Origin of the sequence: Pseudomonas sp. A25(2017) (genome assembly GCF_002001065.1) — a bacterium.
GTDB lineage: Bacteria > Pseudomonadota > Gammaproteobacteria > Pseudomonadales > Pseudomonadaceae > Aquipseudomonas > Aquipseudomonas kilonensis.
Genome location: NZ_MUOA01000097.1, coordinates 1 through 24,251 on the forward strand (window position 1 = coordinate 1; position 24,251 = coordinate 24,251).

At 62.8% G+C, this 24,251-nt stretch carries 20 protein-coding genes; 11 read left to right on the forward strand and 9 right to left on the reverse strand.

Annotation, left to right across the window (positions count from 1 at the left end; genetic code table 11):
- Positions 1–923 precede the first annotated feature (923 nt).
- The 4 genes from B0E42_RS24855 (at position 924) to B0E42_RS24875 (ending at position 3,600) form a co-directional block, all read left to right on the forward strand.
- A complete protein-coding gene (locus B0E42_RS24855) occupies positions 924–1,256 on the forward strand; it encodes a DUF6124 family protein (RefSeq protein ID WP_077508074.1) in 333 nt (110 codons plus the stop codon).
- A 770-nt stretch (positions 1,257–2,026) separates the two neighbouring features.
- Complete coding sequence (locus B0E42_RS24865; protein ID WP_077508076.1) at positions 2,027–2,443, forward strand: NUDIX domain-containing protein; 417 nt, start codon at positions 2,027–2,029, stop codon at positions 2,441–2,443.
- A gap of 24 nt (positions 2,444–2,467) precedes the next feature.
- Positions 2,468–3,106 carry a LysE family translocator gene (locus B0E42_RS24870; RefSeq protein WP_013694135.1) on the forward strand — a complete coding sequence of 213 codons (639 nt, stop codon included), beginning with the start codon at positions 2,468–2,470 and terminating at the stop codon, positions 3,104–3,106.
- Positions 3,103–3,600: a GNAT family N-acetyltransferase gene (locus B0E42_RS24875; RefSeq protein ID WP_053181384.1), complete on the forward strand. Its 498-nt coding sequence runs from the start codon at positions 3,103–3,105 to the stop codon at positions 3,598–3,600. Before B0E42_RS24870 ends, B0E42_RS24875 begins: the two co-directional genes overlap by 4 nt.
- 105 nt (positions 3,601–3,705) lie before the next feature.
- On the opposite strand, the gene metR is transcribed toward B0E42_RS24875, so the two are convergent.
- Positions 3,706–4,623: a transcriptional regulator MetR gene (gene metR, locus B0E42_RS24880; RefSeq protein WP_003205167.1), complete on the reverse strand. Its 918-nt coding sequence runs from the start codon at positions 4,621–4,623 to the stop codon at positions 3,706–3,708.
- A 109-nt stretch (positions 4,624–4,732) separates the two neighbouring features.
- On the opposite strand from metR, the gene metE reads away from it, so the two are divergent.
- Together metE and B0E42_RS24890 are read left to right on the forward strand one after the other, a co-directional pair.
- Complete coding sequence (gene metE / locus B0E42_RS24885) at positions 4,733–7,045, forward strand: 5-methyltetrahydropteroyltriglutamate--homocysteine S-methyltransferase (protein ID WP_077508079.1); 2,313 nt, start codon at positions 4,733–4,735, stop codon at positions 7,043–7,045.
- Positions 7,046–7,300: 255 nt separating this feature from the next.
- Positions 7,301–8,320, forward strand: coding sequence for an alpha/beta fold hydrolase (locus B0E42_RS24890; RefSeq protein WP_053181379.1), 1,020 nt, complete (start codon positions 7,301–7,303; stop codon positions 8,318–8,320).
- A 107-nt stretch (positions 8,321–8,427) separates the two neighbouring features.
- On the opposite strand, the gene B0E42_RS24895 is transcribed toward B0E42_RS24890, so the two are convergent.
- A complete protein-coding gene (locus B0E42_RS24895; protein ID WP_018605596.1) occupies positions 8,428–9,336 on the reverse strand; it encodes a LysR substrate-binding domain-containing protein in 909 nt (302 codons plus the stop codon).
- A 160-nt stretch (positions 9,337–9,496) separates the two neighbouring features.
- Between B0E42_RS24895 and B0E42_RS24900 the strand changes: the two genes are divergently transcribed.
- The gene (locus B0E42_RS24900) at positions 9,497–11,128 is read left to right on the forward strand and encodes a 5-guanidino-2-oxopentanoate decarboxylase (RefSeq protein WP_077508082.1); all 1,632 of its coding nucleotides are present in this window, start codon (positions 9,497–9,499) and stop codon (positions 11,126–11,128) included.
- 141 nt (positions 11,129–11,269) lie between these two features.
- Here the strand turns inward: B0E42_RS24900 and B0E42_RS24905 are convergent, their stop codons facing one another.
- A complete protein-coding gene (locus B0E42_RS24905) occupies positions 11,270–12,199 on the reverse strand; it encodes an AraC family transcriptional regulator (RefSeq protein WP_053124712.1) in 930 nt (309 codons plus the stop codon).
- A 328-nt stretch (positions 12,200–12,527) separates the two neighbouring features.
- Between B0E42_RS24905 and B0E42_RS24910 the strand changes: the two genes are divergently transcribed.
- The gene (locus B0E42_RS24910) at positions 12,528–12,881 is read left to right on the forward strand and encodes a putative quinol monooxygenase (protein WP_024617533.1); all 354 of its coding nucleotides are present in this window, start codon (positions 12,528–12,530) and stop codon (positions 12,879–12,881) included.
- A 43-nt stretch (positions 12,882–12,924) separates the two neighbouring features.
- Positions 12,925–13,164 (forward strand): hypothetical protein, encoded by a 240-nt coding sequence (locus B0E42_RS24915; RefSeq protein ID WP_018605612.1) that lies wholly within the window; start codon positions 12,925–12,927, stop codon positions 13,162–13,164.
- 135 nt (positions 13,165–13,299) lie between these two features.
- Here the strand turns inward: B0E42_RS24915 and B0E42_RS24920 are convergent, their stop codons facing one another.
- From B0E42_RS24920 to B0E42_RS24950, 6 genes are all read right to left on the reverse strand, one after another.
- A complete protein-coding gene (locus B0E42_RS24920; protein WP_018605614.1) occupies positions 13,300–13,920 on the reverse strand; it encodes a flavin reductase family protein in 621 nt (206 codons plus the stop codon).
- 278 nt (positions 13,921–14,198) lie between these two features.
- A complete protein-coding gene (locus tag B0E42_RS24925; RefSeq protein ID WP_077508085.1) occupies positions 14,199–14,492 on the reverse strand; it encodes a hypothetical protein in 294 nt (97 codons plus the stop codon).
- A gap of 301 nt (positions 14,493–14,793) precedes the next feature.
- The gene (locus B0E42_RS24930) at positions 14,794–16,113 is read right to left on the reverse strand and encodes an MFS transporter (RefSeq protein ID WP_018605618.1); all 1,320 of its coding nucleotides are present in this window, start codon (positions 16,111–16,113) and stop codon (positions 14,794–14,796) included.
- 328 nt (positions 16,114–16,441) lie between these two features.
- Positions 16,442–17,767 (reverse strand): sigma-54 dependent transcriptional regulator, encoded by a 1,326-nt coding sequence (locus tag B0E42_RS24935; RefSeq protein ID WP_077508088.1) that lies wholly within the window; start codon positions 17,765–17,767, stop codon positions 16,442–16,444.
- Positions 17,760–19,526 (reverse strand): ATP-binding protein, encoded by a 1,767-nt coding sequence (locus tag B0E42_RS24940; protein ID WP_077508091.1) that lies wholly within the window; start codon positions 19,524–19,526, stop codon positions 17,760–17,762. Before B0E42_RS24940 ends, B0E42_RS24935 begins: the two co-directional genes overlap by 8 nt.
- A gap of 447 nt (positions 19,527–19,973) precedes the next feature.
- Entirely contained in the window at positions 19,974–21,497 is a 1,524-nt protein-coding gene (locus B0E42_RS24950) for a fumarate hydratase (RefSeq protein ID WP_053181361.1), read from the reverse strand.
- Between the two features lie 502 nt (positions 21,498–21,999).
- On the opposite strand from B0E42_RS24950, the gene B0E42_RS24955 reads away from it, so the two are divergent.
- Positions 22,000–23,106, forward strand: a complete 1,107-nt coding sequence (locus B0E42_RS24955; protein ID WP_077508100.1) for a diguanylate cyclase — start codon at positions 22,000–22,002, stop codon at positions 23,104–23,106.
- On the forward strand, positions 23,099–24,034 hold the full coding sequence (locus tag B0E42_RS24960) for an iron-sulfur-binding ferredoxin reductase (protein WP_077508097.1): 936 nt from the start codon (positions 23,099–23,101) through the stop codon (positions 24,032–24,034). Before B0E42_RS24955 ends, B0E42_RS24960 begins: the two co-directional genes overlap by 8 nt.
- The last annotated feature ends 217 nt before the right edge of the window (positions 24,035–24,251 follow it).

Genomic DNA, 24,251 nt, shown 5'->3' on the forward strand with positions numbered 1-24,251 from the left:
CCTAACAGCCGATCTGGCTCTCCCGGTCGTACACCCGTCAGATCTGTGGGAGCAAAGCTTGCTCGCGAGGCGGCCTAGTAGCCGACCTGGCTCTCTTGGTCGTACACCTGTCAGATCTGTGGGAGCACAGCTTGCTCGCGAGGCGGCCTAGTAGCCGACCTGGCTCTCTTGGTCGTACACCTGTCATATCTGTGGGAGCAAAGCTTGCTCGCGAGGCGGCCTAGTAGCCGACCTGGCTCTCTTGGTCGTACACCTGTCAGATCTGTGGGAGCACAGCTTGCTCGCGAGGCGGCCTGACAGCCGACCTGATTCTTCCGGTCGTACCCCGATCCCATTGTGGGAGCGAGCTTGCTCGCGAAGGCGGCCTAACAGCCGACCTGTCTCTGGCGGCTGTACTTCGATCCAACTGTGGGAGCGAGCCTGCTCGCGAAGACGGCGGCACATTCAACATGGATGCAAGCAGATCCATCGCTATCGCGAGCAAGCTCGGCTCCCACAGGGATCGGCGGTGGACACGGATCTTATAAACGACCAAAAACCTGTGTGGGAGCGAGCTTGCTCGCGATGGCGGCCTGACAGCCGACCAGGATTGTGGGAATGGTCGGACAATCCTCCGGGTTGCAGCAGATTTTTCCGACGAACTCTGGCGGTTGCCGGGTGGGAAGGGCTGTCGCTAGTCTTTTCCCGTCGCTGCAAATTCAGCGGCCGGGCTTGGAAATCCGATAAGTAGACGGCGCGAAAGCGCCCTTCATGACGTATGCTTGCGGTTGTTTTTTGACCATGCTTTCGTTATGGCGGCTGTGCGCGGGAGACCTTCGGGTCTGTCGGGCTCGTTTACCCCGGTTTTCCAACCTGCGTACGGCTGCCACCCCTCGCTTGGAAACGAACGTGGCAGCTCCAACCTGTAGACGGAGTGTCACCCTATGTTCAAAGCCACACCCAATCCCCCCGAAACCGATCCCCAAGAACTCGATGAAGCCGCCAAGCGCGCCATCGACCATTATCTCGACCCCAAGCCTCAAGCCAAAAAGAAAAAGCCCTCAGGTCAACTGTTCACCGTCGTGGACGGTGTCGACACCGAAAGCCTGCTGGCCAACCTCAGCGAAACTTTGGCCTCAGCCGATGCCATGGTCAGCGACCTTGCCTTCGACCTTAAAGGCTCGCGACGTCATGTTGCCCTTGGCATTCAGCAACTGATCGAGCTGGGCGCTTTATTGGCGAATCGGATGCTGGATAACGTCAATACACAATCCTGACCACACCGCGCGCAGAAGCGAGAAGGCTCGCTTCCACAATTGGACCGGAGTACGACCGGGAGAGCCAGGTCGGCTGTCAGGCCGCCTCGCGAGCAAGCTTTGCTCCCACAGATCTGATGGTTCCCACAGATCTGATGAGGTGTACGACCGCAAGAGCCAGGTCGGCTGTCAGGCCGCCTCGCGAGCAAGCTTTGCTCCCACAGATCTGATGGTTCCCAAAGATCTGATGAGGTGTACGACCGCAAGAGCCAGGTCGGCTGTCAGGCCGCCTCGCGAGCAAGCTTTGCTCCCACAGATCTGATGGTTCCCACAGATCTGATGAGGTGTACGACCGGAAGAACCAGGTCGGCTACTAGGCCGCCTCGCTGTGGACGTTGATCTCGGCGCCCCGTTAACCACGCTGGCCGAACGCAGGCATTGTGGAGTGGGCAACCCGGCATGGATGCCGGGTTAGCCGCGCTGGGCCATGGATGGCCCTTCGCGGCGGGCCCACGGAGCAATGCCGGAGTGAGGGCACACCGAGCCTAGGCGAGGTGCCGAGTGGTGGGGCAAGAGCGCTTTGGTTACTTTCGCGCTTTTCGAAAGTGACCCGCCGTCAGGGCGGAACCCTAAGTCGCCGTTACCGCAGCAACGGATATACACACCTTAAGCGAACAGCATTAGCCTCCCACAGGGGAACTGCACTGATTTTTAGTCCAGCACCAGGCTTTGCTCCCACCCCTACGCGCTGTAATCTCCCGGCACTTTCTCGGCCAAGGCTTCGATCACCCATGACCACCTCCCTGATCCGCATCGCCGCCGCCCTGTTGCTCGGGCCCGACGGTCGAACCCTGCTGGTGCGCAAGCGCGGCACCCGGGCCTTCATGCAGCCGGGCGGCAAGATCGAGGCCCATGAACGACCGGTGCAGGCGCTCGCCCGTGAGCTGGAAGAGGAACTGGGGTTGCAGATCGACCCGGCACAGGCCCATTACCTGGGCGTGTTCAGCGCGCCGGCGGCCAACGAGCCGGGGTTTACCGTGCAGGCCGAGGTGTTTTTGCTGAGCATCGACGCCCCGGTTTCGCCGGCAGCCGAAATTGAAGAGGTGTGCTGGATCGACCCGGCCGGCGACAGCAATCTTTTGCTGGCACCGTTGACAGGCGAGGTGATCCTGCCGTTTTATCGAGCGACACTTCTCGCTACCTGCTGATTCACGCCTCAAGGACTGATGCTCATGATTCCATTGCCGGACCTGTTGATTTTCGCCGCCGCCGCGTTGCTGATGGTACTGACGCCCGGGCCGAACATGATCTACCTGATTTCCCGTTCGATCTGCCAGGGCCGCAAGGCCGGCGTCACCTCCCTGCTGGGGGTGGTGGCGGGGTTCTTCGTGCACATGTTCGCCGCGGCCGCCGGGTTGACGGCGGTGTTCCTGGCGGTACCGGTGGCCTATGAAGTATTGAAATGGGCCGGTGCGCTGTACCTGTTGTGGCTCGCCTGGCAGGCCGTGAAGCCGGGCGCGCGTTCGCCCTTCGAGGCCCAGCAACTGCCGGCGGACTCGACGCGCAAGCTGATCACCATGGGCTTTCTCACCAGCGCGCTGAACCCCAAGATCGCGGTGTTCTACCTGTCGGTGTTCCCGCAGTTCATCAGCCCGGAACACGGTTCGCTGTTCACCCAGAGCATCATCCTCGGGCTGACCCAAATCAGCGTCAGCTTCAGCGTCAACCTGTTGATCGCCCTGTTCGCCGCCGGTATTGCCTCGTGGTTCGTCCATAACCCGACCTGGCTGGCGGCGCAGCGCTACTTCATGGGGTTTGTCCTCGGTGCGCTGGCGTTGCGCCTGATGTTTGAGCAACGGCGTTCGGCGTGAGCATTCGACGGTTGAGGGCCGGCGATGCCCAGGCGTATCGCCAGCTGATGCTCCAGGCGTACGCACTGCATCCGCAGGCCTTCACCTCTAGCGTCACCGAGCGGGCCAAGCTGCCTATCAACTGGTGGGAGTCACGCCTGGGCAGCCGGCTCGATGTGCTGCTGGGGGCGTTTGTCGAACAGGAGTTGGTCGGTATCGTCGGCCTGGCCCTGGAGCCCCGGGAAAAAGCCCGGCACAAGGCGCTGCTGTTCGGCATGTATGTCGCCGATGAACAGCGCCATCGCGGGCTCGGCTACCAACTGGTCCAAGCCGCCCTCGCCGAAGCCCGGCGTCATCCCTTCCTGCGTCTGGTGCAACTGACCGTCACCGCCGGCAACGAGCCGGCGCTCAAGCTCTATCAGCGCTGCGGCTTCGTCCTGTATGGCCTTGAGCCGATGGCGATCTGCGTGGGCGACGAATACCACGACAAAATCCATATGTGGCTCGAACTGTGATCCCTCCGCGATTTCCTGTGTATGGGCTTCTGTGGGAGCAAGGCTTGCCCGCGATGGCGTTTTCGCAATCGCCATCGCGGGCAAGCCTTGCTCCCACAGAAGCTATCAGCGCACGGCACTGACGCCGTCGAGGGTTGAAAACGACGTGTCCTTGGCCGTCAGCAAAAAATCGCGCATGTACGGCGCGTCGAGCATGTCGGTGCGCACCGCCGCGTACAGCGTGGCAAACAAGCCTTTCTCTCCCAGCCGCTTGGCCTTCACGTAGCCACGCGAGCTGTATTCATGCAGGGCCCAGTGCGGCATGCCGCACACGCCGCGACCGCTGGCCACCAGTTGCATCATCATTACCGTCAGTTCAGAGGTGCGCACCTGGGCCGGTTCAATGTCGGCCGGCTCCAGGAAACGGGTGAAGATGTCCAGTCGGTCGCGTTCCACCGGGTAGGTGATCAGGGTTTCGCTGATCAGGTCCTCGGGGACGATGTACGCCTTGCCCGCCAGTCGATGCTGGTTGGCCACGGCGAGCATCGCCTCGTAGGTGAACAACGGCACGTAGGTGATGCCGGCCAACTCCAGCGGGTCGGAGGTCACCACCAGGTCGAGATCGCCGCGGGCCAAGGCTGGCAACGGCGCGAAGGCGAAGCCCGAGGCCAGGTCCAGTTCGACTTCCGGCCAGGCATCGCGGAACTGGTCGATGGTCGGCATCAACCATTGGAAGCAGCTATGGCACTCGATGGCCATGTGCAGCCGTCCGGCGGTGCCGCCAGCCAGGCGGGCGATGTCCCGTTCGGCGCCGCGCAGCAAGGGCAGGGCGGCATCGGCCAGTTGCAACAGGCGCAGGCCGGCACTGGTGAACCGTACCGGCTTGGTCTTGCGCACGAACAACTGCATGCCCAAGCGCTCTTCCAGTTCCTTGAACTGGTGGGAGAGGGCGGACTGGGTCAGGTGCAGGCGTTCGGCGGCTTCGACCAGGCTGTCGGCTTCGCGCAGGGCGTGCAGGGTCTTGAGGTGACGGAGTTCAAGCACCGGAGTTGCTCCATGAGTAAAACTTGTGATCAACACGAAAAGGTTGAGTTTGTCTCATGTAGGGTCAACTGTCGACAATGGCGCCATCTTTTATAGGAGGACGCACACCATGGCCCTGGCCCACACCCTCGGTTTTCCCCGCATCGGCGCCGACCGCGAACTGAAGAAAGCCCTCGAAGCCTACTGGAAGGGCGACCTGGCCCCGGCCGCGCTGCAAGCGGTGGGGCGCGAACTGCGGGCCCGGCACTGGCAACTGCAGAAAGACGCCGGCATCGACCTGCTGCCCGTCGGCGACTTTGCCTGGTACGACCAGGTGCTCAGCCACTCCTTGACCCTGGGCGCCGTGCCACAGCGTTTCCACAGCACCTTGAATGCCCAGGGCCGACCAACCCTAGACACCTTGTTCGCCATGGCCCGTGGCGCCACGGCCAGTTGCTGCGGTGCCGACCATGGCCAGGCGCAATACGCCCAGGAACTGACCAAGTGGTTCGACACCAACTACCACTACCTGGTCCCGGAGTTTTCCGCCGACCAGACCTTCGCCCTGAGCTGGGAACAGTTGTTCGACGAAGTGGACGAGGCCCATGCCTTGGGCCACCAGATCAAGCCGGTGATCATCGGTCCGTTGACCTACTTGTGGCTGGGCAAGGCCAAGGGCGCGGCGTTCGACAAGCTCGACCTGCTGGAGCGCCTGCTGCCGGTCTACGGGGAAATCCTCAACCGCCTCAAGGCCCAAGGCGTGGAATGGGTGCAGATCGACGAACCGATCCTCACCCTCGACCTGCCCCTGGCCTGGAAGAGCGCTTTCGAGCGGGCTTATCACATCCTCCAGTACTCGCCGTTGAAAAAACTCGTGGCCACCTATTTCAGTGGCCTGCAAGACAACCTCGGCCTGGCGGTGAGCCTGCCGGTGGACGGCTTGCACATCGACGCGGTACGTGACCCGGAACAACTGGGCCAGGTGCTGGACCGCCTGCCGACCTACAAGATTCTCTCGGTGGGCCTGGTCAACGGTCGCAACGTCTGGCGCTGCGAACTGGAACAGGCGCTGGCGCAATTGCAACCGGCCCAGGAACGCTTTGGCGACAACCTCTGGGTCAGCACCTCGTGCTCGCTGCTGCACAGCCCGGTGGACCTGGAGCGCGAAGACCGTCTCGATCCGGAACTCAAGAGCTGGCTCGCCTTTGCGGTGCAGAAGTGTGGTGAGGTCGCGGTGCTGCGCGATGCCCTGAACGATCCACAGGCCCCCGCTGTGCAACAGGCCTTGGCCGACAGCCGCGAGGTGCAGGCCAGTCGCGCCAGCTCGGCGCGCATTCACAAACCCGCGGTCCAGGCGCGCCTGGCGGCAATCGGGCCACAGGACAGCCAGCGGCGTTCGCCGTTTGCCAAGCGCATCGAACGCCAGCGCGCCCGTCTGAAACTGCCGGCCTTTCCCACTACCACCATCGGCTCCTTCCCGCAGACCCCGGCGATTCGCCTGGCACGCCAGGCCTACAAGCAAGGCAAGCTGTCGGCCAATGACTATCAGGACGCCATGCACACCGAGATCCGCCATGCCGTGCAGATCCAGGAGCGCCTGGGGCTGGATGTGCTGGTGCACGGTGAAGCCGAACGCAACGACATGGTCGAATACTTCGCCGAGCAACTGGACGGCTATGCCTTCACCCGTTTCGGCTGGGTGCAGAGCTATGGCTCGCGTTGTGTGAAACCGGCGATCATCTACGGCGACATCAGCCGCCCGAAAGCCATGACGGTCGACTGGATCCGCTACGCGCAAAGCCTGACCGACAAAGTCATGAAAGGCATGCTCACCGGCCCCGTGACCATGCTGATGTGGTCGTTCCCCCGAGAAGACGTGTCGCGCCAGGTCCAGGCCCGACAATTGGCCCTGGCCCTGCGGGACGAAGTGCTGGACCTGGAAAAGGCCGGGATCAAGATTGTGCAGATCGACGAGGCGGCGTTCCGCGAAGGGCTGCCACTGCGTCGCGGGCAATGGCAGGCCTACCTGGACTGGGCGGTTGACGCGTTCCGTTTGTGCGCGTCGGGTGTGGCGGATGAAACCCAGATCCATACCCACATGTGCTACAGCGAATTCAATGATGTGATCAAGGCCATCGCCGACATGGACGCCGATGTCATCACCATCGAGACTTCGCGTTCGGACATGGAGTTGCTGGAGGCTTTCGAGGCGTTCGACTACCCGAACGACATCGGCCCGGGCGTCTACGACATCCACTCGCCACGGGTGCCGGACACCGCCGAGATGGTTGCGCTGATGAGCAAGGCGGTAAAACGGATCGCCGCCGAGCGGCTGTGGATCAACCCCGACTGCGGGTTGAAAACCCGGGGCTGGCCGGAAACGGAAGCGGCACTGGTGAACATGGTGGCGGCGGCGCGGCAGTTGCGTAGCCAACTGGCCTGAAGCTGACGCCTTGAGCGGGGATCTGTGGGAGCAAAGCTTGCTCGCGATGAAGCCAACGCGATTTCTCTGGAATCGAGGTGCCTGTATCGCGAGCAAGCTTTGCTCCCACAGATACATCCTTTCCCACAGATACATCCTTCGCGCAGGAGACCACTCGGCAATCTTCATCAAACTGTCACGCAACTGTGGCAGCGCGCTTGAACAAACTTCATCAGACTCGCGCTCTACTGGGGTTCTGCGTTTCGGTGTTTCTTCATGCGTGTATTCATTTTTCTGGCCGCGTTGTTTTTCGGCCTGCCGTCGATGGCGGCTTCTCGGTGTGACATCAATGTTGCGACCCAACGGGTCGATCTGGATCAGGTGAGCCTGGCCTACCAGAGCGTTGGCCGTGCCTCGGATCCGGCGCTGTTGCTGGTGATGGGCCTGGGTGGGCAGTTGATCCATTGGCCGGACGAAGTGGTGGTCGCCCTGTGCGAGCAGGGTTTCCGGGTGATTCGCTACGACAACCGCGACGTCGGCCTGTCCACGTGGCGCCAGGCCCCCGGCAGCGCCAACCTGACCTTCGAAGCCCTGCGCTACAAACTCGGCTTGCCCGTGGCTGCGCCGTATACCTTGACCGACATGGCCGACGACGGGCTGGGGTTGATGGATGCCTTGCAGGTGCACAGCTTTCACGTATTGGGCGTGAGCATGGGCGGGATGATCGCCCAGCACATGGCCGCCATGGCGCCGCAGCGGGTCGAAAGCCTGACCCTGATCATGAGCAGTTCCGGTGCCGAAGGCTTGCCCGCACCCAGCGCCGCACTGGTGCAGTTGCTGTCGCGGCGCAGTGCACCGAATCGCGAAGCGGCCTTGCAGCAACAGGCCGATCTGCTGGCCGCGTTGGGCAGCCCGATGGTGGCGGATGATCGCCAGGTATTGCTGCATCAGGCCGCCGTGGCCTACGACCGGGCCTTCAACCCTGAAGGCGTGAAGCGCCAGATCATGGCGATCATGGCCGAGCCGAGTCGGGTGGCACTGCTCAATCAACTGCGGGTGCCGACCCTGGTGGTCCACGGCACCGCCGACCCTTTGCTGCCGGTGATGCACGGCGTGCATCTGGCGGCGCACATCCAAGGCAGCCAGTTGAAGCTGATCCCGGGCCTGGCCCATCGTTTCCAGGAGGCGTTCAAGGCGCCGTTGCTGGGGGCCGTGTTGCCGTATCTGCAGCAGCACCGCGAGGACACGTCGCACTGGGCGCAGATCGAACCGGTGCAGGCGCCTAATCTGCTCTGATAATTCTGATGGCTTGAGGCCTGCCCGGCTTTTGTGGCGAGGGGATTTGTGGGAGCAAAGCTTGCTCGCGAAACAGCCACCTCGATCTCTGAGAGACCGCGTCGCCTTCATCGCGGGCAAGCCTTGCTCCCACAGGACCGCGCCCGTGCCTGCTCCACCAACCACCCCATCAATTCCTGCAACGGCCCTGACACCTGGGGTTTGTGCGGGTGCACCAGGTGATAACCCAGCCCGGTCTTGACCTTCAGTTCGAACGGCATCACCAGCCGACCGGCGCTCAAGTCGTCGCCGATCAGCGACCAGTCGCCAATCGCCACGCCCGTGCCTTGGGAAGCCATGGACATCGCCAGGTCCAGGGTTTCGAAATGCTGGCCCTTGCTGACATTGCTCAAGTGCACATCGGCTGCCTTCAGCCAGGTGTTCCAGTCGCGCTCGTCAAGGGCCGGGTGCAACAGCAGGTGGTGTTGCAGGTCGGCGGGTTCACGCAGTGGCACGGGACCTTCCAGGACCGGGCGGGAGCAGACGGGCGTCAGTTGTTCATCGAACAGAGGCAGGCACGCCAGCGAGGCGTCGGGTGGTGGGCCATAGACCACCGCAGCGTCGAAGGCTTCGCGCTGGAAATCCACACCGTGCCTGACCGTGGTGGTCAACTCCACCGGCACGTCCGGTCGCTCCTTCTGCCACTGCAACAGGCGCGGCAGCAGCCAGCGCATCACACAGGTCGGGGCCTTGAGTTGCAGGGTCTGGCGTTTTTCGCCGACCTGCTCGACCGCGTCCCCGATCAGGCTGAACACCTGCTGCACCCGTGGCAGCCACGCCTGGCCTTCGGCAGTCAGGCTCAGGCCGCGTGCCTGGCGCTGGAACAGCGCATAACCCAGATGATCTTCCAGCCCGGCGATCTGCCGGCTCACCGCGCCCTGGGTGATGTGCAGTTGTTCGGCGGCCCGGGTGAAGTTGCAGCATTGGGCCGTGATCAGAAACGTGTGCAGCGCCGGCAGCGGAGGAAGTCGTTTCATTTCGGATCCAAGCCATGACGTGAGGACATGGCGAGTATGACTTTTTATCCATTGTTGCCGCTATGGTCGGACCGTTCCAATAACGCCATTCCCAAGACAAAAAAGGGTCCCGCCGCAGGCTGTGCGAGGCCCTTTACACGACAAGAAAAAGGCAATGGCAATGGCGACGTGCGGCGAAGTATTGGTCAAGTTACTCCAAGCGTATGGCGTGGAGCAGGTGTTCGGCATTCCTGGCGTGCACACCGTCGAGTTGTACCGCGGGCTGGCCCGTTCCAGCATCCGCCATGTGACCCCGCGTCATGAACAAGGCGCAGGTTTCATGGCCGACGGTTATGCCCGGGTCAGCGGCAAACCCGGCGTGTGTTTCATCATCACCGGCCCCGGCATGACCAACATCACCACCGCCATGGGCCAGGCCTACGCCGATTCGATCCCGATGCTGGTGATCTCCAGCGTGCAGTCGCGCAGCCAGTTGGGTGGCGGACGCGGCAAGCTGCATGAACTGCCGAACCAGAGCGCGCTGGTGGGCGGGGTGGCGGCGTTTTCCCACACGCTGATGTCCGCCGCTGAATTGCCCGGCGTGCTGGCCCGGGCGTTTGCCGTGTTCCAGGCCGGGCGCCCGCGGCCGGTGCACATCGAAATCCCGCTGGACGTGCTGGTCGAAGACGCCGATGCCTTGCTCGCCAGCATGCCGGTGAACATCAACCGCGCCGGTGCCGCGCCGGGTGCGGTCAAACAAATGGCCGGCTTGCTGGCGACGGCTCGGCGGCCTTTGATCCTGGCCGGTGGCGGGGCCATCGACGCAGCGGTTGAATTGACCGAACTGGCCGAACGTCTCGGCGCGCCCGTGGCGTTGACCATCAATGCCAAAGGCCTGTTGCCGTCCCAGCATCCGTTGCTGATCGGCTCCACCCAGAGCCTGGTGGCCACCCGCGCCTTGGTGGCCGAGGCGGATGTGGTGCTGGCCATCGGCACCGAACTGGCCGAGACCGATTACGACATTACTTTCGCTGGCGGCTTCGAGATTCCTGGCACGTTGTTGCGCATCGACATCGACCCGGACCAGACCGTGCGCAACTACCCGCCGCACCTGGCGCTGGTGGCCGACGCCCGTGTCGCCGCCCAGGCCGTGCTCGACGCCTTGAGCCAGCACCCCTTGGCCGAGCGCCGTGACGATTGGGGCACGACGCGTGCCGCCCGGTTGCGCGCGGATCTTCAAGGCAGTTGGGACGCCGCGACCCGCGCCCAGACTCTGTTTCTCGACACCGTCTTGCAAGCGCTGCCAGAGGCGGTGTTCGTTGGCGATTCCACCCAACCGGTGTACACCGGCAACCTGACCTTCAACCTGGAGCAACCGCGCCGCTGGTTCAATTCATCCACCGGCTACGGCACCCTCGGCTACGCCCTGCCGGCGGCCATTGGCGCCTGGCTCGGTGGCAAGGACCTGGGCCATGGTCGCCCGGCGGTGGTGTGTTTGATTGGCGACGGCGGGTTGCAGTTCACCCTGCCGGAACTGGCCAGCGCCGTGGAAGCGCGCACGCCGGTGATCGTGCTGCTGTGGAATAACCAGGGCTACGAAGAGATCAAGAAATACATGGTCAACCGCGCCATCGAACCGGTGGGCGTGGACATCTACACCCCGGATTTCATCGGCGTTGCCAAGGCCTTGGGCTGCGCTGCCGAAGCCATCGAGGATGTGCCGTCATTGCGAGCTGCGTTGCTGGCGGCCGGTGAACGGCAGGGGCCGACGTTGATTGAAATTGACCAGGGTGTTTGGACATCGAAGTGTTGAGGTGTTTTTACTGGCCCCATCGCGAGCAGGCTCGCTCCCACATTGGAACTGCGGTGAACAAGCAATTTGTGTTCACTGAAGATCCCCTGTTGGAGCGAGCCTGCTCGCGATGAGGCCAGTCCAGTCAACACAAACCTCAGCTCAAACAGTCATCCGCAACCGCGCCAGATCCCGCAACGGCGGTGCGCCGAACAACCGGCTGTACTCGCGGCTGAACTGCGAAGGGCTTTCATAACCCACCCGATACCCCGCCGCCGAGGCTTCCAGCCCTTCGGCGAGCATCAGCCGGCGGGCTTCCTGCAGGCGCAGTTGTTTCTGGTATTGCAGCGGGCTCATGGCGGTCATGGCCTTGAAGCGGTGATGCAGGGTCGAGACGCTGAGGTTCACTTCCCGGGCCAGGTCATCGATGCGCAGCGGCTGTTCGAAATGGCCGTTGAGCCATTTGATCGCCTGGCTGATGCGATGGCTCTGGCTGTTGGCGATGGCGATTTCGTACAGCCGATAACCCTGAGGACTGCGCAACAGGCGATAGAGGATTTCCCGGCGCACCAGCGGGGCGAGCATGGCGATGTCTTTCGGCGTATCGAGCAGCCGCGCCAGGCGCAGTACGGCGTCGAGCATCGGCGTGTCCAGGCGTTCGACGTACAGCCCGCGCCCGGCGGGGCGGGTCGGCACGCCCAAGGGGCCGGCGTCGGCGATCAACGCGGTGATTTCCGTCGGGTCGATGTCCAGGCGCAGGGCCAGGATCGGCTGCTCGGGCGAAACGTCGGCAATGCAACCACTCAACGGCATCGACACCGAGACCACCAGGTAATGGAGCGGGTCATAGTTGAAGAACTCATCCGCCAGGCGCACCTGTTTGCTGCCCTGGGCCATGATGCACAGCGCCGGTTGCGCCAACACCGGGGCGAACTTATGCGGCTGGCTGTGCCGTGACAGGTTCAGTGAGCCGATGGCCGTGGCGTAGCTGCCGTCTTCGCTGGTGTTGCGGTCGATGATCGACGCCAGTTCGGCGCGCTGTTGTTCCAGGTACGTGTCCAGCGGGACGTGGGCGTGGTCGAGTGGCGACATGCCGGGATCCTCAGGCGATAGGGAGCGATGAACAAAAGCTTATGTTTGTGCAAGGCGCAGCGGTAGCAACATCCTGTTGAAAGCTTGCCTGATCCTGCACGGCGCAAGGGGCCATGACGCTGCAATGCTGTGGAAACTTGCTTGAAACCTTTTGTTTCAACTTCCTCGGTTCCAGCCCTGTTCGTGTCGAATTTTGTGACGTCGATGCGCAGGATTGTGCAATGGGTCGGCAGGATCCGACTAACGAAGCTGGCGTCGTGGCGCTTAACCTTTGATCCTGTCGCAGCCTGTCCCCGGCTGCACCACGGATTACCTGGGAGGGTTGAACATGACTACACAGATCCCCGTCAGCCACATGGCTTTCGTCCGGGCCCGTGCCGGTTGCTCCAGGCAACTGGGTGCGCGCCTGAGTACGCTGATCGCGCCCTCGCGCCTGGCTCCCGGTTGCTTGCACTTTGCCTTGCAGCAATCGCAATGCGACGCTGATTTGTGGCTGGTGTCCGGGCTGTGGGTCAATCAGCCGTCGATGGACGCCTACTTCAATTCACCGGCCATGGCGATTTTCGCCGAGCTGGTGCAGGACCTGGTGGTGAGCAGCCTGGATTTCCACACCTTCCGGGAAGTCTCCGCCGCCCAGGCGACCGAAGGGTGTCGGGCGCAGGTACACAAACGGGTTGGTTGAAGGTTTAATGAGCGTCATTTTCCACCGCCAGGATGCACAACACATGGCACGTAAAGCCTTTGAAACCTTTGAAGCCGTTTCCGCAGTCGTTCCCAAGGAAGGCGGCGGCTACCATGCCGCCATTGCCACCAAGGCCATCGGCGGCTCAGGTGCGCCGCGCTTCAACAAGATCCTTGAAGAGCAGACCTTCGAGACCGCCGTCAAAGCCGATGAAGCGGCAGCCCTGCAGCTGACCCACCTCAAGGGTGTCGACGACGAGGGCGGGTTGGTCTGGAACCCATGAGACTAACGCTGTGGGAGCAAGGCTTGCCCGCGATGCAGGCAACGCGGTCTGTCTTGGGAACCGTGGTGTCTGCATCGCGGGCAAGCCTTGCTCCCACAGATAAGTGCTTTGCCACAAGGTGCAGTGTGCAACCTTCTATCGAGGGCGATGCATCTTGAACAACGCCTCAGGCCCCAACTGGAAATAATCCGCCGGCCCGCCACCGCGCAAGATCGGCTCGGCGGCGGCAGTGTCGTATACCCCATCCTTCAACAGCCACTGGGCGATATGCACGGCGACCACTTCGCCGAGGATCAGCCAGCTCGGCACCAGTCCTTTGTCCGCCCGTTGCAATTGAATGATCTGCGTGACCTTGCATTCGAAGGACACCGGGCTTTCGGCGACGCGCGGCACCTGGATCACCCGTGACGGGGCGGTCGTCAAACCCGCCAGTTCGAACTCATTGACCTCTGGCGCGACCATCGCGCAGCTCTGGTTCATCTGCTCGGCCAGCGGGCGGGTGGCCAGGTTCCAGGCGAATTCGCCGGTCTGTTCGATGTTGTTCAGGCTGTCTTTGCGCCCGACGCTGGAGAACCCAATGATCGGCGGAATGTAGTTGAACGCATTGAAGAAACTGTAGGGCGCCAGGTTCAGGCGGCCTTCGGCATCCTGGGACGAAATCCAGCCGATGGGGCGCGGGCCAACAATGGCGTTGAACGGGTCATGGGGCAGGCCGTGGCCGTTGGCGGGTTCGTAGAAATGGATGTCATCGGGCATGGCTGAAGAAGGTCCTGCAGTGGAGTTTCGAGGGATTTGGAGATAGTGCAGGGCCTCACTGTTTTTGTCAGCACCTTGGGGCCCTGTGGGAGCGGGCTTGCTCGCGAATGCGGTGGTACAGATACATAGATGTCGACTGACACACTGTCTTCGCGAGCAAGCCCGCTCCCACAATTTGATGAGTGGCGACAACAGAACCAGCGGCGGTCTTCCTTTTTCCATGTTCCATAAATAACTAAGCCCGGCCGAAGCCGGGCTGTAAGGGTGTCGTTATCGGATTAGCTGATGGCAGCAGTGTTAGTGCGATCGAAACCATCTTCAGCAACGGTAGCGCCGCCAGTGCGGTCGAAGCCATCTTCAGCGACGGTGGCGCCGCCAGTGCGATCGAAGCCATCTTCAGCAACGGTGGCGCCGTTAGTGCGGTCGAAGCCATCAGCCGCAACAGTGGCAGCGCTAGTACGGTCATAACCGTCGGCGGCGATGGCCGAGCTGGTGCGGTCGAAACCGTCGGCAGCGAAGGTGTTGGCGGCCAGTACGGACAGGGTCAGGGCGATGATCAGTTTGGTTTTCATGGTCGTGCTCCAGAATGTTTGGCGTTAGGCGCCTTGGGTGTGGAGTTCATATTACGCTCGTTAATTTGATTAAAAAGCGCAAATAAATGCTTAAAGCTATCGATTAAATCGATCTATATTGCGTTGCCGCAGAACGGTCAATGAGGCCCATTACCGGCGTATCGAATGGCGTTCTGTTGAGCGTGAGGATGGAAGACGGGCATTAACCAGAGATTAATGTCGGATAAATCTTTAGACCGGGAGCGAAAAAAAGGGGCGAACCTGTTCAGGTGCGCCCCTTTCTGTTTGTCCGACGTGGCTGTCAGTCGGTAACGATCCGCGAGTGTTTGCGGGTGTCTTTCATGGTGATGTACACCAGCAGCGACACGGCGATGCACGCCGTTACGTACCAGTAGTAGCCAGTTTCCATGCCGATGCTCTTGAACCACAGGGCGATGTATTCAGCGGTGCCGCCGAAGATCGACACAGTCAGTGCGTAGGGCAGGCCGACGCCCAGGGCGCGGATTTCGGTGGGGAACAGCTCGGCTTTCACCACGGCGTTGATCGAGGTGTAGCCGCTGACGATGATCAGCGCGGCCATGATCAGGAAGAACGCGCCCCACCAGGTCTGGATGGTGTGCAGGGTGGTGAGGATCGGCACGGTGAACAGGGTGCCGAGGATGCCGAAGGCAATCAGGATCGGCCGGCGGCCAATCTTGTCCGACAGCCCGCCGATCACCGGTTGCAGGCACATGAACAGGAACAGCGTGGCGGCGGAAATAGTGGTGGAGTCGGAGATGCTCATGCCGACCGTGTTCACCAGGTATTTCTGCATGTAGGTGGTGTAGGTGTAGAAGGCCAGGGTACCGCCCATGGTCAGGCCGACCACAGTCATCAGCTCTTTTGGATGGCGCATCAAGGTGCGCATCGCGCTTTCCTTGGCTTTTTCCTTCTTGGTGAACGACTCGGTTTCTTCCATGCCGCGTCGCAGGTACAGCGCCACCACCGCACACAGCGCGCCGATGGCGAACGGGATGCGCCAGCCCCAGGCATACAGTTGTTCGGTGGTGAGGGTCTGTTGCAGCACGATCAACACGCCCAGGGCGATGAGCTGGCCGGAGATCAGGGTCACGTACTGGAAGCTGGAGAAGAAGCCGCGACGTTCCTTGGTCGCCATCTCGCTCAGGTAGGTCGCCGAGGTGCCGTACTCGCCACCCACCGACAGGCCTTGGAGCAGGCGGGCAAACACCAGCAGGATCGGTGCGCCGACGCCGATGGTTTCGTAGCTCGGGCTCAAGGCGATGATCAGCGAGCCGAAGCACATCAGGTACACCGAGGCCATCAACGCACGTTTGCGACCGGCACGGTCGGCGTACAGGCCCATCAACCACCCGCCGATCGGGCGCATCAGGAAGCCTACGGCGAAGATCGCGGCGGTGTTGAGCAATTGGGCGGTGGTGTCGCCCTTGGGGAAGAAGGCTTTGGCGAAGTACAACGAGAACGCGGCGTAGACGTACCAGTCATACCACTCGACCATGTTGCCGACCGAGCCGCTGAAGATCGACTTGATGCGGCTGGCGGTGGTTCTTTCACGGGCGGGCACGGCAGCCGACCCAAGGGGCAGGGCGTTGGAGTTGTCCATTGAAGGATCCTTCGTTTAATTGTTTTTGTGGAGCGCGTGTGGACGCAGCCTGACAGGGCTATAGCAGGAGCTGTGCCAGGTGGCAGAAGGCTGGTTTAGAGGGGTTTGTGGTGTTGCGTGAGCGGAACTCCGCTCATTGTGGCTGGGGGTGTGGGCGGGAATCCGCTTATGCCAGGAAAGGTTTGTCGTCTGTACCGGCCTCATCGCGAGCAGGCTCGCTCCCACAGGGGATCTTCAGTGAACACAAATTCTCTCTTCACAGACGATCCAATGTGGGAGCGAGCCTGCTCGCGATGGCGCCAGTGCAGTCACCACAAAATGGCGGGCCCTACAAAAACATCTCCCGACTCAACCCATGCCGCTGCATCTTTTCATTGAAGGTGCGGCGCGGCAGTTGCAGTTCTTCGAGCACGGCTTTCACATCACCTTTGTGCCGAGTCAGGGCGGCGCGCAGGCATTGGGCTTCGAAGGCTTCCTGCTGGGCCGCGAGGGACTGGCCCGGCTCCGTCTCCAGGGCGGGCAGTTGGTCGAGCCCCAACACCTGGCGTTCGGCGACATTGGCCAGTTCCCGCACGTTGCCCGGCCAGTCGTGGCTGAGCAGGTGGCTCAACTGCGGGCCGCTCAGGGGCGCGGCGGGGCGGCCCAGGCGTTCGGCCGCGCTGTGGGTGAAGTGTTCGAACAGCAAGGGAATGTCCTCGCGCCGTTCTCGCAGCGGCGGCAGGCGCAGTTCGGCGATGTTCAGGCGATAGGCCAGGTCTTCACGGAAACGCCCGGCCCGGGCTTCGTCCAACAGGTCGGGCTTGGTGGCGGCGATGATGCGCAGGTCCACCTGGATGCTCTGGTTGGAGCCCAGGCGTTCGAGCTTCTGTTCCTGCAACACCCGCAACAACTTGACCTGCTGGGCCAGGGGCATGCTCTCGATTTCGTCGAGAAACAGCGTGCCGCCGTCGGCGTATTCGAGCTTGCCGATGCGCTTGCCCTGGGCGCCGGTGAAGGCGCCGCTTTCGTGACCGAACAGCTCCGCCTCGAACAGCGGTTCGGGAATGGCTGCGCAGTTCAGCGCGACGAAGGGTTTGCTCGCCCTCGGGCCGAAGTCGTGCAGGCAACGGGCGACCAGTTCCTTGCCGCTACCGGTTTCTCCGCGGATCAACACGTTGACCGGCAGTGCGGCGAGGTCCAGCACTTGGCGCCGCAGGTTTTGCAACGCACGAGAAACCCCCAGCAGCGTCCCATCGAGACGGGTCCGGGCGTCGGCCTGTTCATGCAGGCGACGGTTTTCCAGGACCAGGGTGCGCTTGTCCAGGGCCCGGCGCAGGCTGCCGAGCAGGGCTTCGGGGCTGAAGGGTTTTTCCAGGAAGTCGTAGGCACCGTCGCGCATGGCTTCCACGGCCATCGGCACGTCGCCGTGGCCGGTCAACAGAATCACCGGCAGGTCGGGATCGCGGCGGCGCACTTCGGCCAACAACTCCAGGCCGCTGAGGCCGGGCATGCGCACATCGCTGAGGATTACCCCGGGGAAATGCTCCGGCAACCGGGCCAGGCATTCATCGGCGCGGCTGAACAGCTGCACCTGGAACCCCGACAGGCTCAACCACTGCTCGACGGCACTGCGAATGCTGCCTTCGTCATCCACAACCATGACTGAATCAAGCATGCAGTTGCGGCTCCTGATCAATGGGCAAGGTCACGCAGAATACCGCGCCGTGCTCATGGTTGTCCGCCGTCAGCCGTCCACCGGATTCATGGATGATTGCAAACGAAACCGCCAGCCCCAGGCCCAGGCCGTCGCCCACCGCCTTGGTGGTGAAAAACGGATCGAACACCTGGGCCAGGTGTTCCTCGGCGATACCGGTGCCGCTGTCACTGACGGTCAGGCGCCACAATTGCTCATCGGCTTCCAGGCGCACTTCCAGGCGCTTGAGGGGTTGGTCGGCCATGGCGTCGAGGGCGTTGCGCAGCAGGTTGATCAACACCTGTTCGAGGCGGATCGCGTCGCCGCGCACCCAGGCCGGTCGAGTCACGTGCAGCACGGTGCTGATCTGTTCGTCGCGCAGGCGTGTGTCCAGCAATTGCAGCGCCTGGTCGACCACCGCCGCCAGGTCCAGGCGTTCGCGCAGGCCGCTGGGGCTTTTGCGGGCAAAGGTCTTCAGGTGGCCGGTGAGGGCGGCCATGCGCGTCAGCATGTCGTCCACCGGCTTGAGGGCCTTGTAGGCGTCATCGACCCGCCCGTGATCGAGCAGCAAGCGCAGGGTCGCCAATTGCATGCGCTGGGCGGTCAAGGGCTGGTTGATTTCATGGGCCAGTGCCGCCGACATCTGCCCCAGTGCTGCCAGCTTGGCCGATTGCACCAGGCCGTCCTGGGCCGTGCGCAGATCCCGGGTACGTTCTTCGACCAACCGTTCAAGCTCTTCGCGGCTGCGCTGGCGCAATTTTGCCAGGCGCCAGCGCTGGTTGAGAAACAGCAGCAGGAACACCAGCGCCAGCCACGACCCGGCAGCCGCGAGCCCGGCATTACGTCGGTCTTCGAAGGCAATCTGCGGACGGCGCAGCAAGTGCAGCGTCCAGCCTTCGGCGGTCAGCGGCAAGGATTCCCACAGGTAGTCCGCCGAGCCATCGGGGGTCTCGACCCGGGCCAGATGGCTATTGTCGTCGAAGCGTCGCAGCGCTTCATAGGCCAGCGGTTGCAACGGTTGTTTGTCGTACTGACGGGTGGCCTTGAGCTCGGCGCGGTCGCTGTCGCTCAGCGGCTGCAAGTGGCGATAACGCCAGCCCGGGCGGTTGGCGATGAAGATGATGCCCCGGGCGTCGCTGACCAACAGCGTGTCGCTGCCCTGGCGCCATTCGCGCTCAAGCTCCGGAAATTCCAGCTTGACCACCATCGCGCCGAGGAACTCGCCGTTGTCGCCCGTCACGGCGCTGGAGAGAAAGTACCCCGGGATGCCGCTGGTCACGCCCACCGCATAAAAACGCCCGGTGCCCTGGGTGCGGGTCTGGAGGAAATACGGACGAAAGCCATAGTTGTGCCCGACATAGCTGCTGGGCAGGCGCCAGTTGCTGGCCGCGACGGCCAGGCCGGTGTGGTCGAGCAATTCCAGGGTGGATGACTGGGCGGCGCCGTTGATCTGTTCCAGCTTGCGGTTCAACGCGTCCTGCTGCGCCGCGCTGACCGGCCCCTTGAGGGCCGAGCGCAACTCCGGGTCCAGCGCCAGCACGACGGGCAGGGCGCGGTAGCGTTCGATCAGGGTGTGCAGCGAAGTGGCGTACAGCGCCAACTGCTGGTTGGCACGGCCGGCGTCTTCCTCCAGGGCCGCACGTTCGGCATGGCGCACGGCGAGGGTGGCGGCAACGGCCGCGCCGATGAGGATCAGCAAGGTGTACAACGACAGACGCAAGGTACGGGGAGTCGGCAGCATGCTGGCGTAAACCAGTGGAAAGTCGGGCGGGCACGATAGCATGGCGGTTGCGTCAAGCGATCATGTACTTCGAGCCTGCCGCAGATCCTGTGGGAGCGGGCTTGCTCGCGAAGAAGCCGGCACATTCAACATTGATGTCGGCTGGCCCACCGCTTTCGCGAGCAAGCCCGCTCCCACAGGGAATTGGCGGTGGGTCAGTTACTTGAATGCTGGATATAAACCATCGTGGCGAGGGAGCTTGCTCCCGCTCGGCTGCGCAGCAGTCGTAAAACCAGTCGGCCGATTTTTCCTGGAGTACTGGGTTGACTGGTTTGGGGCTGCTACGCAGCCCAGCGGGAGCAAGCTCCCTCGCCACAGGGTTGTGTAGGTATGGCTTTGGTGCCTGCATAAAAAAAGGCCGGTGGGCTTGTCGCCCCACCGGCCTTTTTCACCGCGCCAAAATGCCTGTTACTGCACTTCGACCGCCAGGCTGTCACTGATCTTCTTCTGCCAGATGGCAGGACCGGTGATGTGTACCGACTCGCCTTTGCTATCGACCGCAACGGTCACCGGCATGTCCTTGACCTCGAACTCGTAGATCGCTTCCATCCCCAGTTCGGCGAACGCCAGGACCTTGGATTTCTTGATCGCCTGGGCCACCAGGTAAGCGGCGCCGCCGACGGCCATCAGGTAGACAGCCTTGTTGTCCTTGATCGCTTCGATGGCGGTTGGGCCGCGCTCGGATTTGCCGATCATGCCCAACAGGCCGGTCTGCTCGAGGATCTGACGGGTGAACTTGTCCATCCGCGTGGCGGTGGTCGGGCCGGCTGGGCCGACGACTTCTTCGCCTACCGGGTCGACCGGGCCGACGTAGTAGATGAAGCGGCCCTTGAGGTCCACCGGCAAGGTTTCACCCTTGTTCAGCATCTCGACCATGCGCTTGTGCGCGGCATCGCGGCCGGTGAGCATCTTGCCGTTGAGCAGCACGGTTTCGCCCGGTTTCCAGCTCTGCACGTCTTCCGGGGTCAGGGTGTCGAGGTTGACGCGACGGGCCGACGGGCCGGCTTCCCAGACGATTTCCGGGTAGGCGTCCAACGGTGGCGCTTCCAGCGACGCCGGGCCGCTGCCGTCGAGCACGAAGTGGGCGTGACGGGTGGCGGCGCAGTTGGGGATCATGCACACCGGCAGGGAGGCGGCGTGGGTCGGGTAGTCCATGATCTTCACGTCGAGCACGGTGGTCAGGCCACCCAGGCCCTGGGCGCCGATGCCCAGTTGGTTGACCTTCTCGAACAGCTCCAGGCGCATCTCTTCGATACGGTTCTGCGGGCCGCGAGCCTTGAGCTCGTGGATGTCGATGGATTCCATCAACACTTCCTTGGCCATGACCGCGGCTTTCTCGGCGGTGCCGCCGATGCCGATGCCGAGCATGCCCGGTGGGCACCAGCCGGCGCCCATGGTCGGAACGGTTTTCAACACCCAGTCAACGATGGAGTCGGACGGGTTGAGCATCGCCATCTTCGACTTGTTCTCGGAGCCGCCGCCCTTGGCCGCCACGTCCACTTCCACGGTGTTGCCCGGGACGATGGAGTAGTGGATGACCGCCGGGGTGTTGTCCTTGGTGTTTTTGCGTGCGCCTGCCGGGTCGGCGAGGATGGAGGCACGCAGGACGTTTTCCGGCAGGTTGTAGGCGCGACGCACGCCCTCGTTGATCATGTCGTCCAGGCCCATGGTCGCGCCATCCCAACGCACGTCCATGCCCACGCGCACGAACACGGTCACGATGCCGGTGTCCTGGCAGATCGGCCGATGGCCGGTGGCGCACATGCGCGAGTTGATCAGGATCTGCGCCATGGAGTCACGGGCTGCCGGCGATTCTTCGCGCAGATAGGCCTCGTGCATCGCCTGGATGAAATCCACGGGGTGGTAGTAGGAAATGAACTGCAAAGCGTCAGCAACGCTCTGTATCAGGTCATCTTGCTTGATCACGGTCATGAGTCGCGCTCCTCTCTAAAGACGGGAACATTCAATAAGGTGCCGGCCGCTTGGGTGCATCGGTCGACGGACGGCACCTCTATAAGGCACGCCGGGCATGCTGGCGCGACGCTAAAAAGGCGCGGCAGTATATCGCAGGCCGGCCCCCTGTGGGAGCGAGCTGTGAGAGCAAGGCTGTGGGAGCAAAGCTTCTGTGGGGGCAAGGCTTCTGTGGGAGCAAGGCTTGCCCGCGATGAAGACAACGCGGTCTCCCGGGGAATCGAGGCGCCTGCATCGCGAGCAAGCTTTGCTCCCACAGAAACCTTGCTCCCACAGCCCAACAGGGCGATGTGCAGGCTATGTGTCAGGCCTCAAACCACTGCGTCAATCTAGGCCATTGCTTTGACGCCATTTTTCTGCTCCAGAATTGAATGGTCATTTGTCCTACACGCCACTAAAGTGGCGTCTGGCCTGTAGCGTAGGACGCCTCCTGTCAGTTTCCTTTCCCATGGTGAGTCAACGATTGACCCATAACGCCATTCAACGTCTTTTGCTGAAACGCTTCGCTTTGGCGGCCGCGACGTACGCGCTGGCACTGGTTTTGTTGTGGCTGGCATTTTTCAGTGGTCATTACCTCGATTCGTTGCGCGATGTCATCATCGGCAGCGTGTTGGTGGTGCTGTGCCAGGCCGGACTGTTCACGCTGTTTATCACCGACCGTAACCTGCGCTTCGCCGACCCCAGCCTTACCGAAGCGCAGGTGTTGATCGGCCTGGGCTGGCAAACCTGGATGATGGCGCATCTGGACCAGGCTCGGGGCGTGTTCCTGGTGTTTTATGTATTGATCCTGCTGTTCGGGCTGTTTCACCTGTCACGCCGGGCCTTTGTGCGCTGCGCGACGCTGGTGTTTATCAGCTTCACCGCTATTACCCTGTGGGACGGTTACTTCTTCCGGCTTCCCGACCCCACCTTGGCCGGGTTGCAGGTGACCGTGCTGTTTCTCGTGCTGGTGTGGCTGGTGTTCTACGCCCGCTACGTCCAGACCTCACGTCAGCGCATGCGCCAGCGGCGGTTTGCCCTGCAGGCGCACCAGGACACCTTGCGCGGGATGATGCGCCAGCTCGAAGACCTGGTGGCCACCGATGAGCTGACCGGGCTGTTCAATCGCCGGCACTTCCTGCGCCTCGCTTCGCGCGAACTCAACACCCTCAGGCCCGGCATCGCCCATGGCCTGGCCCTGATCGATCTCGACCATTTCAAGCGCATCAACGACCTGCACGGCCACGCTGCTGGCGACCAGGTGCTGCAGGCATTTGCCGCGGTCGCCACGGCGTGTCTGCGCGAGGGCGATGTATTGGCCCGTTATGGCGGCGAGGAATTCGTCATGCTGCTGCCTGCTTGTGACCCCCAGCGCCTGACGGCCTGCTGCGAGCGGCTGCGGCTGGCGTTCACTGAAGTCGAGTTGATCGGCCTGCAGGTCGGCGCCCTCAGCTTGTCGGCGGGCATGACGATGCTGGAAATGGGCGATGACCTGGACAACGCGTTGCAGCGTGCCGACCAGGCCCTGTACCGTGCCAAGCGAGACGGCCGCAATCGGTGCGCCGCCGCCTGGGAGAACGTCGATGCCTAAACTGACAGTCGCCGGTCGGCAATGGACGGTGGCGGCGGGCAGTAACCTGCTGGACGTGTTGAACGGCGCCGGTGTGGCGGTGCCCTACAGTTGTCGCGCCGGCAGCTGCCACGCGTGCCTGGTGCAGTGTGTGGGCGGTGATGTGCGCGACAGTCGTCCCGACGCCTTGAACCCGGTGCAACGCGACCAGGGCTGGCGGCTGGCCTGCCAATGCCAGGTGGTCGAGGATGTGCAGATCCACACCTTCGACCCCCAACGCGACGGCCAGGCCGCTCACGTAGCAGCGGTGGATTGGCTCGGTGGCGAGGTGCTGCGCCTGCGCGTTACCCCCGAGCGGCCGCTGCGTTATCAGGCCGGGCAGCACCTGGTGCTGTGGGCTGGTGACGTGGCCCGGCCGTATTCCCTGGCGAGCCTGCCCGAGGAAGACCGGTTCCTGGAGTTCCACCTCGATTGCCGCGAGCCCGGCCAATTCATTGATGCGGCCCGGCAGATGAAGGCCGGTGACCCGATCCGCCTGGGCGAGTTGCGCGGCGGTGCCCTGCATTACGACCCCGACTGGCACGACAGGCCGCTGTGGCTGCTCGCCGCCGGCACCGGCCTGGCGCCGTTGTTTGGCTTGCTGCGCGAAGCGTTGCGCCAGCAGCATCAAGGCGCGATTCGCCTTATTCACGTGGCCCATGATGCGACCGGGCATTACCTGGCCAAACCCCTGGCGGCGCTGGCGGCCAAGCATCAAAACCTCACCGTGGAGCTGCTGAGCGCAGCCGAGGCGCCGTCCGCCTTGGCGCAACTGCGGCTTGTTTCACGGCAAACCCAAGCCTTGCTCTGCGGCCACCCCGACCGGGTCGAGGCCTTTGCCAAGCGCTTGTACCTGGCGGGCTTGCCGCGCAATCAACTGCTGGCCGACGTCTTCCTGCCCCGTGGTTGAGCGTTTCCAGGCCGGGAACAGTTGCGCAAGGTGATTGAAGAAGAGGGCAGGCAGGTAGCCGCGTTGTCGGGGTTTATCAACAGGCATTGGGTTTTGCAGCGCCTGGACTGGCCCCATCGCGAGCAAGCTTTGCTCCCACAGTAGGTCTGTGGTGTTCACGAATAATGTGTTCAACACAAAACCCCTGTGGGAGCAAAGCTTGCTCGCGATGGGGCCA